General features: G+C 50.7%; 16 protein-coding genes. 10 read left to right on the top strand and 6 right to left on the bottom strand.

Translation table 11 applies throughout. From position 1 onward, the window contains the following. Positions 1-61 precede the first annotated feature (61 nt). Positions 62-919: an N-acyl homoserine lactonase family protein gene (locus AUQ42_RS09440; RefSeq protein ID WP_068518834.1), complete on the bottom strand. Its 858-nt coding sequence runs from the start codon at positions 917-919 to the stop codon at positions 62-64. Between the two features lies 1 nt (position 920). Then, positions 921-2,108, bottom strand: a complete 1,188-nt coding sequence (locus AUQ42_RS09435) for an MFS transporter (protein ID WP_068518833.1) — start codon at positions 2,106-2,108, stop codon at positions 921-923. 184 nt (positions 2,109-2,292) lie between these two features. Here AUQ42_RS09435 and AUQ42_RS09430 point away from each other — a divergent pair, with 184 nt between their 5' ends. Together AUQ42_RS09430 and AUQ42_RS09425 are read left to right on the top strand one after the other, a co-directional pair. Further along, positions 2,293-2,862: a TetR/AcrR family transcriptional regulator gene (locus tag AUQ42_RS09430; protein WP_156480866.1), complete on the top strand. Its 570-nt coding sequence runs from the start codon at positions 2,293-2,295 to the stop codon at positions 2,860-2,862. A gap of 41 nt (positions 2,863-2,903) precedes the next feature. Next, entirely contained in the window at positions 2,904-3,830 is a 927-nt protein-coding gene (locus AUQ42_RS09425) for an AraC family transcriptional regulator (protein ID WP_068518831.1), read from the top strand. A gap of 70 nt (positions 3,831-3,900) precedes the next feature. On the opposite strand, the gene AUQ42_RS09420 is transcribed toward AUQ42_RS09425, so the two are convergent. The 4 genes from AUQ42_RS09420 to AUQ42_RS09405 all read right to left on the bottom strand — a co-directional run bounded on the left by AUQ42_RS09420 (position 3,901) and on the right by AUQ42_RS09405 (position 7,501). Beyond that, positions 3,901-4,248, bottom strand: coding sequence for a carboxymuconolactone decarboxylase family protein (locus AUQ42_RS09420; protein ID WP_068518882.1), 348 nt, complete (start codon positions 4,246-4,248; stop codon positions 3,901-3,903). Positions 4,249-4,443: 195 nt separating this feature from the next. Then, the gene (locus AUQ42_RS09415; RefSeq protein ID WP_197460828.1) at positions 4,444-5,715 is read right to left on the bottom strand and encodes an MFS transporter; all 1,272 of its coding nucleotides are present in this window, start codon (positions 5,713-5,715) and stop codon (positions 4,444-4,446) included. 59 nt (positions 5,716-5,774) lie between these two features. Continuing rightward, positions 5,775-6,527 carry an SDR family oxidoreductase gene (locus tag AUQ42_RS09410; RefSeq protein ID WP_231856729.1) on the bottom strand — a complete coding sequence of 251 codons (753 nt, stop codon included), beginning with the start codon at positions 6,525-6,527 and terminating at the stop codon, positions 5,775-5,777. Positions 6,528-6,610: 83 nt separating this feature from the next. After that, complete coding sequence (locus AUQ42_RS09405; RefSeq protein ID WP_231856728.1) at positions 6,611-7,501, bottom strand: SDR family oxidoreductase; 891 nt, start codon at positions 7,499-7,501, stop codon at positions 6,611-6,613. 24 nt (positions 7,502-7,525) lie between these two features. Here AUQ42_RS09405 and AUQ42_RS09400 point away from each other — a divergent pair, with 24 nt between their 5' ends. The 8 genes from AUQ42_RS09400 (at position 7,526) to AUQ42_RS09365 (ending at position 14,922) form a co-directional block, all read left to right on the top strand. Then, a complete protein-coding gene (locus AUQ42_RS09400; RefSeq protein WP_231856727.1) occupies positions 7,526-8,512 on the top strand; it encodes a GlxA family transcriptional regulator in 987 nt (328 codons plus the stop codon). Between the two features lie 177 nt (positions 8,513-8,689). Further along, entirely contained in the window at positions 8,690-9,355 is a 666-nt protein-coding gene (locus AUQ42_RS09395) for an SDR family oxidoreductase (RefSeq protein ID WP_068518828.1), read from the top strand. A gap of 147 nt (positions 9,356-9,502) precedes the next feature. Continuing rightward, a complete protein-coding gene (locus tag AUQ42_RS09390; RefSeq protein WP_068518827.1) occupies positions 9,503-10,234 on the top strand; it encodes a glycine betaine ABC transporter substrate-binding protein in 732 nt (243 codons plus the stop codon). Between the two features lie 59 nt (positions 10,235-10,293). Further along, positions 10,294-11,247 carry a DMT family transporter gene (locus tag AUQ42_RS09385; RefSeq protein ID WP_197460827.1) on the top strand — a complete coding sequence of 318 codons (954 nt, stop codon included), beginning with the start codon at positions 10,294-10,296 and terminating at the stop codon, positions 11,245-11,247. A gap of 131 nt (positions 11,248-11,378) precedes the next feature. After that, a complete protein-coding gene (locus AUQ42_RS09380; protein WP_068518825.1) occupies positions 11,379-12,272 on the top strand; it encodes a LysR family transcriptional regulator in 894 nt (297 codons plus the stop codon). Between the two features lie 160 nt (positions 12,273-12,432). After that, the gene (locus AUQ42_RS09375) at positions 12,433-13,452 is read left to right on the top strand and encodes a zinc-binding alcohol dehydrogenase family protein (RefSeq protein WP_068518824.1); all 1,020 of its coding nucleotides are present in this window, start codon (positions 12,433-12,435) and stop codon (positions 13,450-13,452) included. A gap of 4 nt (positions 13,453-13,456) precedes the next feature. Beyond that, positions 13,457-14,593 (top strand): L-dopachrome tautomerase-related protein, encoded by a 1,137-nt coding sequence (locus tag AUQ42_RS09370; protein ID WP_068518823.1) that lies wholly within the window; start codon positions 13,457-13,459, stop codon positions 14,591-14,593. Between the two features lie 17 nt (positions 14,594-14,610). After that, positions 14,611-14,922, top strand: a complete 312-nt coding sequence (locus AUQ42_RS09365; RefSeq protein WP_197460826.1) for a putative quinol monooxygenase — start codon at positions 14,611-14,613, stop codon at positions 14,920-14,922. Positions 14,923-14,924 lie beyond the last annotated feature (2 nt).

Genomic DNA, 14,924 nt, shown 5'->3' with positions numbered 1-14,924 from the left:
GTCGGACCAAAAAGGGGACCGATCAAATTGATTGTGTGACCGGCCCTTGATTTGGGCGTTTCTACTGGTCCAAGAGTGTGTAGTTTTCAGCCTTGGTAACGTCGGCATGGCGGTTGTCGATCGCAGTAGGGTAGAGACCGATTACCTTGCCGCCTTGGATGAGGGCGGGAACATCATGGCCAACCAAGAGGAATTTGCTGTCTGAAAGCGCTTTTTTAATCGCGGTTTTTTCCTGTAGCGTTGTCATGGCCCTGTTCCCGGTGATGGTTGGTTCAAGCAGAGCCTGATCAAGTAGCGGCGAGATAAGTTGATCCTGAAGATTATAGGCAATGTCGCCCGCAATATTGACCATACCTTCCTCTGTCTCGACGAGAACCGAAATTGATCCAGGTGTATGCCCCCCGGAAAGACGCACAGCTACGCCGGGAATAACTTCTTCTTCGAAGCTTCCGTCCACGTCAAACAAGCGGATGGCGCCGGGGGTATAAAGCCGGTCAATCAGGTGCTTTGTATCCGCCGCCGCGTACATAGCCGGCCCCATAAGGCCGGACGCAGCAAATTCAAGTTCGCGTCGCGCTAGTGCTACCGTCGTTGTCATGGGAAATAGGTCATCACCGCCGACGTGATCAATATGCGCATGGGTATGAACAATATATTTGATGTCGGAACGCTTTAGTCCGTGCTGGCTTAGGTGATAGTCGATCGTCATGGAGTCTTCGAGGATTCCATGCATGTTAAATGGTTGAAACTGCTCCATGTTGCGAGGGCCCGTGTCGACGAGGACGGGGGCTTCTCCACCCAGGATCAGAAATCCCAGGAACGGAATGGTTACTTTGGTGCCCGGGTTGCGGAAAAGTACCAGTCCGCTGGCATCCATCGTCAGTTCGCCGATCGTAATGGGGTACACCTTTAGAGTCATTTTAGTCTCCGTGTGGATTGTTCGTAGTTGAGGAAATTGAATGTTTGAATGATATGTAAATAACTAAGAGTGACATTATCGATACAGATAACGTGATGAAGTAGATTGCAGAGGAGACATCGAAGTATTCGGATATTTTTCCGACCGCAATTGATGCAAATCCGGTGAATAGATAGGCAAATACAAGAATTGTGTTGATTGTCTTTGAGTTATTTTTTTCTGTTGATTTAAGATTTATTATAGATATTGATCCGGAAAATTTTAGCGCATAGCCAATTCCAGATGAAAAACTGGAGGCGCCATAAAGAAAAATGCTTTGCTGATTTGCCGCAGCCACAAGAAGAGCCATTCCGAAAATCGAAAAAACTGCGCCAATTCGGATGGCGGGAAAGCCGTCAAATTTTCTTGCGAAAAATGCACCCGCACCAATGGAAATGGCAAAGAAGCCAAGAACGAAACCGTTCAGTAAGCTGTTGGTTGACGCAAGCAACTGTTTGGCGACAGTGGCACCAAGTGCTGTGTAGGTGACGCCGTGCATATAAGCCGTTGTTACAGTAAGGATCAGCAATGCGAGCAATGGCTTGCTTATGTTCGACTCATCCTGGCCTGATTTTGCTTGAGGGTATTGAGGGGGGCTGTTCGTCGTGAGGATATACAAGGAAAAAACTGCAAGCAGGACGATGAACAAGAAAACAAATGGGTAATGCGCGGGCTGAGCGGTGAACTCCACAAAGGCGCCACCAGCAATAAAGGATGCAGAAAACCCGACTGATTGTGCTGCGATCGTGATTGTGCCAGCGCGTTGTTTGTTGGGGGACAACTCGATCAGTTCGGCCGCAGAGTAACCTGCAGACAAACCAACGCCGACACCCATGAAAACACGACCAACGAGTAGCCAGGCAAGGCTGTCTCCAATCGCAAACAGGAAAACACCAAGGGTCGATGCACCTAAGCCAATGCTGACGAGCTGTTCTCTTGAGAAGCGTTGCAGTGCGAAATTACTCAGTAACAGCAAAACACCGACGACAATCGGGTAGGTCCCGAAAACCAGCATCGTCTGCGTATAACTCAGATTCCATTGATCAATGTAGATCGGATAGACCATTGCCGGTGCTGCACTGGTCCAAAGCGTGTGTGCGACCACAGCTGCCGTGATCCATATGCGATATTTTGTGACGAGCCTGTCCATCTGTTTGTCCGTGGCTAGGAGGCGGCATTTATTTTGAACTGTTCGGTTCAAAATAAATGCATCGGAACCTTTTTTGTCAAGATCATTTTGAACTGATCAGTTTTTTAAAGGTTGTTTTTCGAGATGTTTTCGCGGAGTATACGCTTCCGTATCAGGCGCGAAAAAAAGCAGTGAGGACATTATTGTGGCACGTCCAAAGCAGTTCAATCGTACCAACGTGTTAGATAAAGCTATTCCGGTTTTTTGGATGTACGGCCTTGCGGGCGCAAGTCTCAGCCAACTTGAACAGGCCACAGGATTAAACCGGTCCAGCCTTTACGCAGAATTCTCAAGCAAGGAAGAATTGTTCAAAGAGGCGCTTAAACGATACGTAAGTTCTGGGCCTGCGCGCGAAATCCTGCTTGCAGAGCCGTTGGGCCTTAGCAATATCGAGCGCTTTTTGAACGTTGCTCAGTGGTTTTCGGAAGATGCGCGCGGATGCTTCTTCGTGAACTCTGTTCGTGATCTTGCCGAATTGCCCGGTTCAGTGGTGTCGCTGATCGCAGAGCAGGTAAAAGCTTACCAGTCTTTGATCGAACCAAACCTTCAGAATGTATCGACTTTTGTTTCGCCCAAGACATTGAGTGAAATTGTTTGGTCATACTTCGCAGGACTTATGCTTAAGGACAATTTTGCAAATACCGATCCGCAAACAAGGTCCGACGAAATACGGGCATTTGTTGATCTGCTCGCAGGGCATGAACGCAATCAATAGATATAGGGTTCTGGCTCTGTTTCATCAAAAGAGTAAAAATTGTGGTCGATGCCGATATCTTTCGTGAACTCTCGGAATTCCTTCGGGTTTGTCCCGTCCTGGATGATTACTGTCTTTTTGGCGGAGACTGGCGTGCATTTCACGAACATGATTTGGAAGGGTGCGCGTATTTCCACTTGGTATTGGCAGGAAATTGCTTTCTTGAACGCCGGAACTGCGATCCAATTGCCTTATCGAAAGGCGATATTGTTTTGCTGCCGCATGGATCTGAACATTCCCTGGGTAGCGGCACTGACACAAGCAACAGCACCGTCATTACAGATGTCCGCCAAGATATCCGCATCAAAACAATCGAGGGCAGTGACGTAACAACGAAACTTGTTTGCGGACGGCTTTTTTACAGCACCGGGGCAAGTGATTTTCTTGTCCGGCTATTGCCCGAAGTTGTTATTTCAAAAACAATTGCACTGGACACGGGGTGTCGGCACGAATGGATTGTCTCCAATATCGCGACAGAAATTCAGGAGGAGCGCCCGGGCTGGTCAATCGTTGCGGCCAATTTTGCATCGGCACTTTTCACCATGGTTTTGCGCGATCATTTTGAAAGACATCCAGTTGCTGAAGGCGTTTTTTCTCTCCTTGCCAACAATCAGACCCGCAAGGCGGTGATTGCTATGTTGCACAATCCAGCCCATCCGTGGTCGCTTGACGAACTGGCGGCTGTCTCTGTGACGTCAAGAGCCTCTCTTGTTCGTGCGTTTTCCAGAGCTGGCAACATAGCGCCGCTTGGTTTCCTGATGCGGCTCAGGCTCGGCATTGCACGTCAAAAGCTGTCATCTGGAAGTACTTCACTGGGCCAGATTGCCGAGGATGTCGGCTACCAGTCCGAAGCCGCATTCAGTCGGGCGTTTTTTCGGGAGTTCGGTGTTCGTCCCGGCCAATGGCGCGAATTTTCATCCAAAGCCTGATCTTTCCGTATAAACCGAAGGGCCGGTCATTCCAGAATGACCGGCCCTTACGAACGAAAACGGTTTTTCGTCAGTCCTGCGTTTCAGTAATCGCATCGAATGCGTCAAGAGTGCGTGTTGTGTAAACCAGTGCAGCACCAGCATTGACGCTGATCGCGACGCTTAATGCTTCGGCGATTTCTTCTTTGGAAACGCCGAGTTTGGCAGCTTCGGCGCTATGAACCGTAATACATCCGTCACACCGCAGGCTGATCGCAACGGCCAAGGCAATGAGTTCTCGTGTTTTGGCGTCAAGGTGACCTGTTTTGGCGCCGGCGCCGCCAATGGTGGCATATCCTTTCACGGTGTCCGGGCTCAGTTTGGCTACTTCTCCGACGCCAGACAACACTTGACCACGATATTCGTTCCAGTTGTGCATATGCATAATATTTCTCCAGATTTCGGGTGTTTAATCGTTTGATGGAGAAAAGATATCTGACGAAGTGCATCGGGAGAATGTCCGGGCGGATCATGTTTATGGCTGTGCGGATCAAAAAGAAGTCAGCAAGACCGATATGGAAAAAGGCCTTACTCCGGTGGAGTAAGGCCTTTGATGCGCAGGCTGCGTGCAAGTTTAACTGGCGCGTCTGGTTCCGAGGAATATTGCTAGTGCCACTATTTCCGATATGGCTGCGACTGCCCCGATTTGCCAGCTGTTTCCAGCGGCAATGACAATCGAGCCCATTGCACTCCCAAGCGAGAAGCCCGCATACATCACCGACGTGTTCAATGAAAGCGTCACAGAGGCTGTTTGTGGTCCGCCGGCATTGATCAGATTTGCCATTTGCGCAGGGAAAAACGACCAAACCGTAATACCCCACAACGAAATCGCGGCCAGAACAGGAATGAATGCGATGTCTGGTGTAAGGGCAAGGGCGCTAAATGCCATTATGGCAAATGCCAGGGCGAGTAAAAGCAACGATGGTACAATGACGCGTGGATAACCGATGCGATCTGTCAGTTTACCACCGATCAGGACACCCACTGCAGCAGAGGCTCCCCAAAGGCTGACCGTTGCACCAATACCGGTTTCTGCAAAATTCAGAGTTTGTGAGAGATATGGCGCGATAAAGGGGTAAGCAGTATATGCCCCCATTGCCCAGAATGCAGTGACGAGCAGCGGTTTCAGAACTGCGGGCGACGTTGCAACTTTCACTCTTTCGGCAAGGCCCGCAACGCGAATCTCGCGACCTGCATCCTTATTGACGCCCGCATATATCCCCGCAGCAGCAATCAGGGACATTCCGCCGACGGCAAAAAATGTTGCTCGCCATCCAAGAGCATGTCCGATCAGTGAACCGAGCGGCAGGCCGAGCGCAATCGCAATTGTCATCCCGCCACTGACGATTGCCAGTGCCTGTCCTCGTTTCTCGGGGCCGGCGATTGCGCCAGCCAATGCGTTCGCGTTGGGCACATAAAGCCCGGATGCGATTGCAAGCAATATTCTTGCGATCATCAGGCTCGAATAATCGCTGGAAAGCCACGCAAAGATATTACCGGCAGTGAAGAGTGCCATTGACCAGAGCAAAACATTCCGGCGGTTCAGGTTTGCTGTCAGCACCGTCATGACGGGTGAGCTAAGGGCAAGTGTGATTGTAAATACCGTAACCAACTGGGCAACCGTCGAAACGGAATGGCCAAAGTCGACAGCCATTTTGGGTAACAGCGGAGCGATCATGAAGCCTTCTGTGCCGATCGCGAATGTTCCCAATGCCATGCAGAGTATCGGCATCAATTCCTGGAGGGTGGCGGATCGCCTTTTCTTTTCGGAAAGATTTGAGACGCTTGCAGAGCTTGAATTTGCGGGGGCAAGTGATTCTGATGTGCAAACAGATTGATGTGTCATGGGGCGTATCCAACTAAAAAGTCCGGATTGGCCGACAAAGCCAACCCGGAACTGGAACATCAGACAGGGATCGGTTCGGCAATGAGTGCAGCATTGAAATTATGCACGAACTCATGCTCATCCGGTCCGACGTTGGCGCGGAAGGCTGCTGCGGCCTCGACCACCACTTCTGGTGTTTCTGTCGCCAGTCCCAGCATTGTTTGTTCGATGAAGCTTGTAATATCCATTGCGCGCGGATCGTCACTTTTCTTGATCAGATCGGTGTTCACCCAGGGCGGTGCAATTTCTTGTACACTCACCGATGTATCTCTGAGCATGAAGCGCAGCGACATCGAGTATGAGTGGATTGCAGCCTTTGAAGCCGAGTAAACCGCATTTCCTGCCAACGGCACGAAAGCGAGTACTGAGCTGTTATTGATGATTGTTGCGCGCTGCTGCGTTTTCAGATGTTTGACTAGTGCTGAGGTCATTCGCACAGGGCCGAGTACATTTGTCGTCAGAATCTGTTGGGAAACCGTGTCATCAACTGGTCCAGATACATCATCAAATGGCATGATACCGGCATTGTTGATGAGCACATTCAGGTTCGGATACTTGTTGATCAATTGCTTGGCAGCAGCATCGATACTGGCAATATCGTTGATATCGAGTTCGAGAGCATCCATGCCCGGGTTGGCTTTGGTGATTTCGTCTAAAAGACCTTTACGCCGACCTGCGATGATTACCTTGTTGCCCAATTTGTGAAACGCCTCTGCCAGTCCGCGCCCGATACCGGATGTTCCGCCAGTGATGAAAATCGTGTTGTCGGTCATATGCATTTGCTTATTCCTTCGGAGTTTGTGCCCGACTTGCGCTGTAAAGCCGGTATTGCGTGATTATCCTGATTGACCTGGGGTCAAATTGCCGGGGTCAGTGCTTTTTCGCGGTAACGAGCACCCGGAGTGCTATGGGCAAACTTTTGGGAGAGGCTCTTGCGAGACGCCTCGAAATTGTCCCAGTCAATGCCACTTTGCAGCGGGGGAATTGTTACGACTTCGCCTTGGTCAAGTCCGGCCAGGGCTGCATCGACCATCACATCCGCACGCATGACCATTTCGTCAGGCATATTTGAGTGATGCATACCGGAGATTTCCCAGAATTCTGTCGCCGTTGCACCTGGAAGAACAGCTTGTACGCGGACGCCTTTATCGGCGAGTTCGTGATGCAGGGACTGCGTCAAAGCCAGTACATAGGCTTTCGTCGCACCGTATACGCCGTTGAGAATCTCAGGGCCAATCGCAACAATTGAAGAGATGTTGATAATTGTCCCTTCATTGCGCGAAGCAAATGCCGGAGCAGCAGCATATGTCAGTCGTGTAAGTGCCGTGACATTCAGGCCAATCATTTCCTCCATGCGGTTGATGTCGGCCGACAGAAGGGGGGCTACCGATCCGAACCCTGCATTATTGACGAGTACGGAGATGCTGCTGTCTGTCTTCAGAATGTGCTCAACATGTGCTGTGTCGGATTTTTTGCTCAGGTCTGCAGGCAGAACGTGAACGTAACGGCCGGTTTCCTCAGAAATGCTTTTTGCAATTGCATTAAGGCGGTCTTCGTTACGAGCAACCAAAACAAGGTCATAACCACGCTTAGCCAAACGGTCAGCGTAAATCGCACCAATACCTGCCGATGCTCCGGTAATCAGTGCAGTTCCTGCGGCGGATGAGTCAGACATTTCAAATTCCTCTGCGAAGTTGGTTTCGATGAGGATGACGATAAGCTTGATTTTCGATGTCTTGAATGTCATATTAACGTCGTTTTAGGACATAGTTTGTCCGTTTTATCTATTTTACGTCTTTTTATGTCATCGGAGGATGCGATGCTCAGTTTGGGGTTTATTCTGCACAGTGATTTTTCACCGATGGGACTTGCGGCCCTCACTGCGTTCGAACTGGCCAATGCGCAATCGGAAGAAAAGCTTTATGACGTGTCAATTCTGTCCGCGAATGGCGGACCGGTAAAAGGGTCAATAGGGTTTTCGATAGATACTGAATCTGTATCCGATCGATACTTCGATTTGTTAATTGTCAGCGGCAGTATGCAGCCACCAGGCACCGAAGTTGTCGATTTTCTTAAGACGGCACCTCGCTTTAGTCGCAGGATTGCTTCAATTTGTACCGGCGCATTCGTGCTTGCGGCGGCCGGTCTGCTTGACGGCCGACGTGCTACGACCCACTGGGCATATGCACAGCAAATGAAAGAGAATTATCCCAAGATCAAAGTCGAGGAAGACCTGATATTTATCAAGGATGGGCCAATCTGGACGTCTGCTGGAATGACGGCAGGGATAGATTTGGCGCTTGCGCTTATCGAGGAAGATTTCGGAGCAGATCTTGCGCGCCTGATTGCCAAGAAGCTGGTCATTTATCATCGCCGTGCCGGAGGACAGACACAGCATTCTACGTTGCTGGAGCTGGAACCAAAGTCAGACCGCATCCAGAAAGTGCTCACTTATGCGCGGCGCAATCTGGAAAGCCGTCTTGACGTTGAAGAACTGGCCGGTGTTGCAAATCTGAGCCCAAGACAGTTCAGCCGTGCCTTTCGTACCGAAACCGGACAATCTCCTGCGAAAGCAATTGAAAATCTCAGGTTGGAGGTTGCACGCAGCTTGATGGAAGACACCAATCATTCAATCGATGAGGTGGCACGTCAAACTGGATTTTCAGATCGTGACCGCATGCGAAGGGCGTTCCTGCGAGCATTTGGTCAACCCCCGCAAACCATTCGCCGCGCGACCCGTACCGCAGCTGGCATATAAGGTTCCCTCCCTGATCTGCCAGGTTTCCGACGTCTGACGGACTGGCAATATAACGTGCAGATATGACCCGCATTCAAAAATGAATGCGGGTCATTCAGTGTTGGCTGTTTGCACGTTTGAACACTCGATCAATCATTGCCGAATTCACTTCGATCGTTTCGGGAATATGAGGAAGACATGAGTGATTCAATGCGGACTGTTATTTTTGGCGGCAGCACGGGCATCGGCAAGGCCATCGCCTCTGCACTCTCGCACCGGGGAGGCGATGTTTTTTCTCTTGGCAGGTCGAATGGTATAGACGTTGCAAGTGCGGAAAGCATCGAGGAGTGGTTTCTTGCCAATGGTGAGGTTGATCATGTGATTTTTACCGCGGGCTCACAGGCGCCAGCGGGTATGGTTACAGGGCTGGACATTGACGCTGCCAAAGCAGCTTTTGACGTAAAGTTCTGGGGGGTGGTACGGGTGGCGCAGACAGCTGCTAAATACATCCGCTCCGGTGGGACCCTTACTTTGACTTCTGGATTTCTGGCACGCAAAACGGTTCCGGGCACGTTTGTTAAGACGACGATGAATGCCGCATTGGAAGCAGGTGTGAAAATCCTGGCACGGGAACTTGCGCCTGTTCGGGTCAATATCGTTAGCCCCGGTCTGACAGACACCGAAGCCTATAGCGGAATGGCAGCAAGTGATCGCGAACAAATGTTTGCAAGTGCAGCGAAAGCGCTGCCGGTCGGCCGTGTCGCATCACCAAAGGACGTTGCCAAAGGGTATCTGTTTGTAATCGACTGTGATTCGGTTACCGGGGCCGTGATTGATATTGACGGTGGCGCGCTCGTTAGCTGAACGGAGCAATTCCCGAACCCCGGGTTCTAGATTTCAATTCAGAGAGAAGACTGTTCCTGTCCGACGTTCTTTTGGGTTTCGGCACTGTTTTCTCTCGCAGGATTCCAACTTGTCAGGATCGCCTTTGGTGGTGAGAAAGGAAGCCGCATGGCCAAGTCATTGACCGTCGGGCACATCGATTTGTCGTTTCACAAGGCCAGCTGCCTTGAAGTGGAGAAAGTTCTCAAAAGGCATGGCTTTGAGGTTCAGCGACGGGCTGCCCCTCATGAAGACATGTTTGAATTGTTGAAAAATGACGAGATAGATCTGCTTGTGTCGGCATGGTTACCGGCAAGTCATGATTTATATCTTCGTCCAATTGCAGACAAGGTTACCAAACTCACGGTGCTGTATGAGCCATACTGCATATGGGGTGTGCCGGACTATGTCAGTGAGCTTGAAGTTCGCTCGGTAGATGATCTCAAGAAACCTGCATCTCTCGACAGAATGGATAAGCTCATCCAGGGGATCAATCCGGGAGCCGGGATCAGCCGTTTTTCAGAAAAGATGATTGATAGCTATGGCCTGCGCCAATTTGGTTACCGCTTTAATGCGGGCTCGGAAGCCGATTGTTTCGACAGGTTTGAGCAGTTCTATGCAGCTCAACGATGGCTTGTCATTCCGCTCTGGCACCCACAATACCTTCACAACCGATACAAGATCCGCGCACTTGAGGAGCCACAAGGTCTGTTGGGCGGTTCAGATCAGGCAACATTAGTTGTCCGTAATGCCGCAAAGGACAAGATCGGGCATTCCGCGCTTAAGGCGCTTTCCGCGATGTATTTGGGAAATGCGAAAGTGAGCGCATTGGACGATCAATTGCAGCGAGCACACGCATAAAGCAACCGGCTGCTTCCGGTTTTACCCAAAATTCCAATGCGTCAGGACACAAGCCAGTCATGTCCCAAATCTCAAATGCAGCATCTTGTGACACACCATTTCCGCAGCAAAAAACCAACAGTACAATGTCTTATACGGGCCTCTTTGGTCTTGTTCTCGCGATCCTGATCTGGGGGGCGAATTGGCCCGTGATGAAAACCGGACTGGAACATATAACGCCGCTTTGGTTTTCCAGTTTGCGTTTTCTGACTGGTGGTCTTTGTTTGTTGGTCTATCAACTGGCCAAAGGGGATGTTCGTGTGCCACGAGCAGCTGATCTGCCCTTCCTGCTTTCCGTAGGCTTGCTGCAAATGATGTTGTTTACGGCGCTCGGTGCGATTGCAATGACCCAACTGAGTGCGGGGCGCTCTGCAATGCTGAGCTATACAACGGCTGTCTGGGTAGCACCTATTTCCTTCTTTGTTTTTGGCGAAAGAATCACCACGCGAAAGCTTGCTTCACTGCTGCTTGGTGCGCTGGGAGTCATCGTTCTCATGAGTCCTGCTGCGATTGACTGGTCAAATTCAGCAGTCCTGCATGCCAACATGATGCTCCTGGCCGGAGCCTTGTGCTGGGCAGTATGTATTATTCATCTGAGATACTTCAGAAGTCACACCTCCCCATATCATCTGGCACCTTGGCAGATGCTTTTGGCTGGCACCGCCTTATTGTTTGTCGCCTTGATGTTTGAAGGGCGATATTCGGGAGACGGCAGTAATACGCTGTGGCTTGCCTTGTTCTTCGTGGGGCCTTTGGCGACTGCTTTTTGCTTTTGTGCCGTAAACTTGGCGAGTACGCGTTTGGCCGCCAGCACCATGTCCACGGCAATGTTGGGAGTGCCTGTTACAGGTATTCTGGTATCGGCAATTGTTCTTGGTGAAGCAATCGGGAGCAGTCTTGTTTTTGGAGCTGCGGCGATCATTTCTGGCATCCTGATCAGCTCTGTGCCTCTGAGGCGGCGCAAAATCGTATAAATTCTATGCGCAATTATCCCGAGATATGATTGAATTGTTATTCCGCGTAAGAGTAGCACTAGGCAGGACGGAAGGTCGGATGACTGTGCCATCTTCTAGCATATCCGAATTCAGATGAGGCTGCGTGGCATATGGAAAAACTCGATCCAGCGCTCTTGGACTGGGATGACCTAAAGGTGTTTTATTACGTTGCCCGTGAAGGATCCCTCACGGCCGCAGCACCATTGTTGAAGCTCAGTCAGCCCACACTTGGTCGTCGGCTTAGGCATTTCGAGGACCGGTGCGGGTTTTCACTGTTTCAACGCAGTGCAAATCGCCTGACACTTACAGACGAAGGCGAAGTTGTTTTCCAGCATGCAAAAAGCATCGACGAGGAATACATGGCTTTGCTGCGGCAACTTGCCGGCACAGCCGAGGATTTGGAAGGCACGCTCCGGCTTTCAGCTTCCGACTGGTTTTCAAACTGCGTTTTATCCGAACCGGTCACCCGTTTTTCTATCGCGAACCCACTGATCACGGTGGAAATACTGACCGACTTCAGGCTGCTAAACCTTGATCGAAGGGAAGCCGATTTATTATTGAGGTTTGTTAAATTTACTTCCCCGGGCATCATTCAGCGCAAATTCACGCATGTCCGTTACGGGTTGTTTGCCAGTCAGCATTACATTGACCGTGTTGGTTTTCCGAACCTCAAGGATGGTGGTGCCGGGCACCAACTGATTACGATGGATAGCCAGTTTGACGAAATCGCGGACCTCAAATGGCTTCGCCATCATCTGCCGAACGCGCATCTAGGTGTGAGAAGCAACAGCCGGGAACTTCAGGCGCTTGCATCAAAGCAAGGTGCCGGACTAAGCGTTTTGCCGGTGGTTTTGGGGAATTCCTCAGGCCTTGTGGAAATAGAGCTTTTCGGAAGGCCTCCGGGGAAGGATATCTGGATGGGGTACCATGCAGACCTGAAACGTCTTGGGCGCCTTCGCCTATTGATTGATCATCTGATAGAAGCCGTGCCTGCCACTATTTGACAGGGTCAAACTGTCATTGTTTGCACGCTGACGCATGTTGGCCTTCCTGATGCTCGACAGCATTCAAAAATGTATGACGCGTATACAAGCTTGGTTCTGTTAGGGGCCACCAAGACGGGCAATCATCTCTCCATCAAGTTTTGTTTTGTGGAGATGCATGATGAAAGCCGTTGGTTATTATACTGCTGGTGATATTGCGCGAGACGATGCGCTTGTGGATATCGAGCTTCCTGTACCATCGCCCGGTCCAAAAGACCTTTTGGTTCGCGTCAAGGCGGTTTCGGTAAACCCGGTTGATGTGAAAGTGCGTGTGCGTTCACAGCCGGCCGAAGGTAAAGCCGCAGTTCTTGGCTGGGATGTTGCAGGGGTTGTAGAATCCGTAGGCTCGGACGTCACAATGTTCAAACCGGGTGACGAGGTCTATTACGCAGGTGATATCACGCGCCCTGGCGCCAATTCGGAATATCACATTGTTGATGAGCGTATTGTTGCTCTGAAACCCAAAACCCTCAACTGGTCAGAAGCGGCAGCCGTGCCGCTTACCGCCATTACGGCCTGGGAACTGTTGTTTGACCGTCTTGGCGTGCCATACGGGCAAAAGACCGGTTCAGGTGCCATTCTGATCATCAATGGTGCGGGCGGTGTCGGATCAATTCTGACGCAGATCGCCCGCCGTCTCACCGGGCTGACTGTGATTGCAACAGCATCTCGTCCCGAAACCATTGAGTGGGTTAAGGCAATGGGAGCGCATCATGTCATTAATCACCACAATCCTCTTGATCAAGAGCTAAAGGCGATTGGTTTTGATGAGGTGGAATATGTCGCCGGTCTGACTTCAACCGAAAAGCAGCTTCCTTACTTCCCGCAGATTATTGCCCCGCAGGGTAAACTTGCGCTTATTGACGATCCGGAAAGCTTCGACATCGTCTCGCTAAAACGCAAAGCGATCACTGTGGTCTGGGAGCTCATGTTCACCCGTCCCATGTTTGCAACGAAAGATATGATTGCTCAGCATCAATTGCTGACAGAAGTTGCGCATCTTATTGATGTGGGTGTTCTCAAAACAACGAAACGGGAAGAACTGGCGCCGATAAACGCGACCAGCCTTAAAGTTGCACATGCGCGCCTTGAAAGTGGTAGCGCAATCGGCAAGACCGTTATCACAGGTTTTGAGGGTTGATCCGATGCATTTCAAACCCCTGTTTTTGGCCGCAGTGATTTCACTGTCGAGCAGTTTTCCGAACGTTGCATATGCACGTCAACAATCCGAAGTCGTTGCGGAACTCTATGGTGCGATGCCCACAGGTATCACAGTCGCACCCAATGGCCGCATTTTCATAAATTACCCGCAATGGGGAGATGGGAGCGAATTCACCGTTGCAGAGCTGATTGATGGCAAGGCTGTTGCCTATCCATCACAGGAAATGAACACGTTCAATGCTGCAATTCCTACCGAGCGGTTCTCCAGTGTTCAGAGTGTTGTGGCCGACGGCGAAAATCGTTTGTGGGTTCTCGATACCGGGTCTCCAGGTTTTCAGTCACCAATCATGGGTGCTGCAAAACTTGTTGCAATCGACCTGACAACGGATCGGGTCATCAAAACAATCGTGTTCTCGCCAGAGGTTGTTTTGCCGACCAGTTATGTGAATGACCTGCGACTGGATCTTCGGAAAGGTGCAGAAGGTGTTGCCTATATCACGGATAGTTCTCTGAGTGGTCCGGGTGGGATCATCGTCGTTGATCTTGCCAGTGGCCAGGCGTCACGGCGCTTGAACGGTGCCAGCTCGACGATGCCAGACCCTTCTTTCGTGCCGGTAATTGAAGGGGAAGAGCTGAAAGTCCGTCTTCCCGATCAGGAACCTCAACCCTGGCTCGTTGCAAGTGACGGCATCGCCATTTCAGCTGATGGAGAAACTCTTTACTACTGTGCATTGTCGAGCCGCCATCTCTACAGCATTCCGACTGCTGCGCTTCTAAACTCCAGTCTGAGCGACGCCGATCTTGAGGGGCTTGTAACAGATTTGGGGATCAAAGGCCCGTCTGACGGTCTCAGTGAAGACACTGACGGTAACATCTATGCCGGTGATTATGAGAAAAACGCAATCTTGCGTCTGGGGCGTGATGGAAAATGGGAAACCGTTGTAGAAGGCCCGGAGGTACTTTGGCCTGATACTTTGTCGATGGGGACTGACGGATACCTGTATTTCACTGCGAACCAGCTTCACCGACAGGCAGCTTTTCATCAAGGGGTCGACTTGCGTGAACAACCTTATCAGGTCTTGCGCGTTAAAGTGGATGCCCGTCCGGTCTATCTGAAATGAGCAGTGGCGGGGTTGTCATGACCAAAGACCAGAATCACGAAATCCGTTTGCTTGCTTATCTTGTTCCCAAACCTGGCAAACGGGAAAAGTTGCTTGCCGAGATTCAGGCGATTGTTGAGCAAACGAAGTCCGAGGAAGGGTGTCTTGAGTATGCCCCTCACGAGTTGATCGGTTCGTTCGGTACCATTGTTATGGACGAAAGATGGCTGAACCAGTCTTGTCTGGATGCCCATGCAAAAAGCCGCCATTTCAAAAATCTGGCCGAACAATTTGACGAGCTGTTGGCAGAGCCGCTGAAGCTTCATTTCCTGGAGCCGCTGGCTTCATGATC

This window comes from Thalassospira sp. MCCC 1A02491 (assembly GCF_001613785.1).
Classification (GTDB): domain Bacteria; phylum Pseudomonadota; class Alphaproteobacteria; order Rhodospirillales; family Thalassospiraceae; genus Thalassospira; species Thalassospira povalilytica.
The sequence above is the reverse complement of the archived record's forward strand: the minus strand, read 5'-3'. Positions and strand labels throughout refer to the sequence as shown.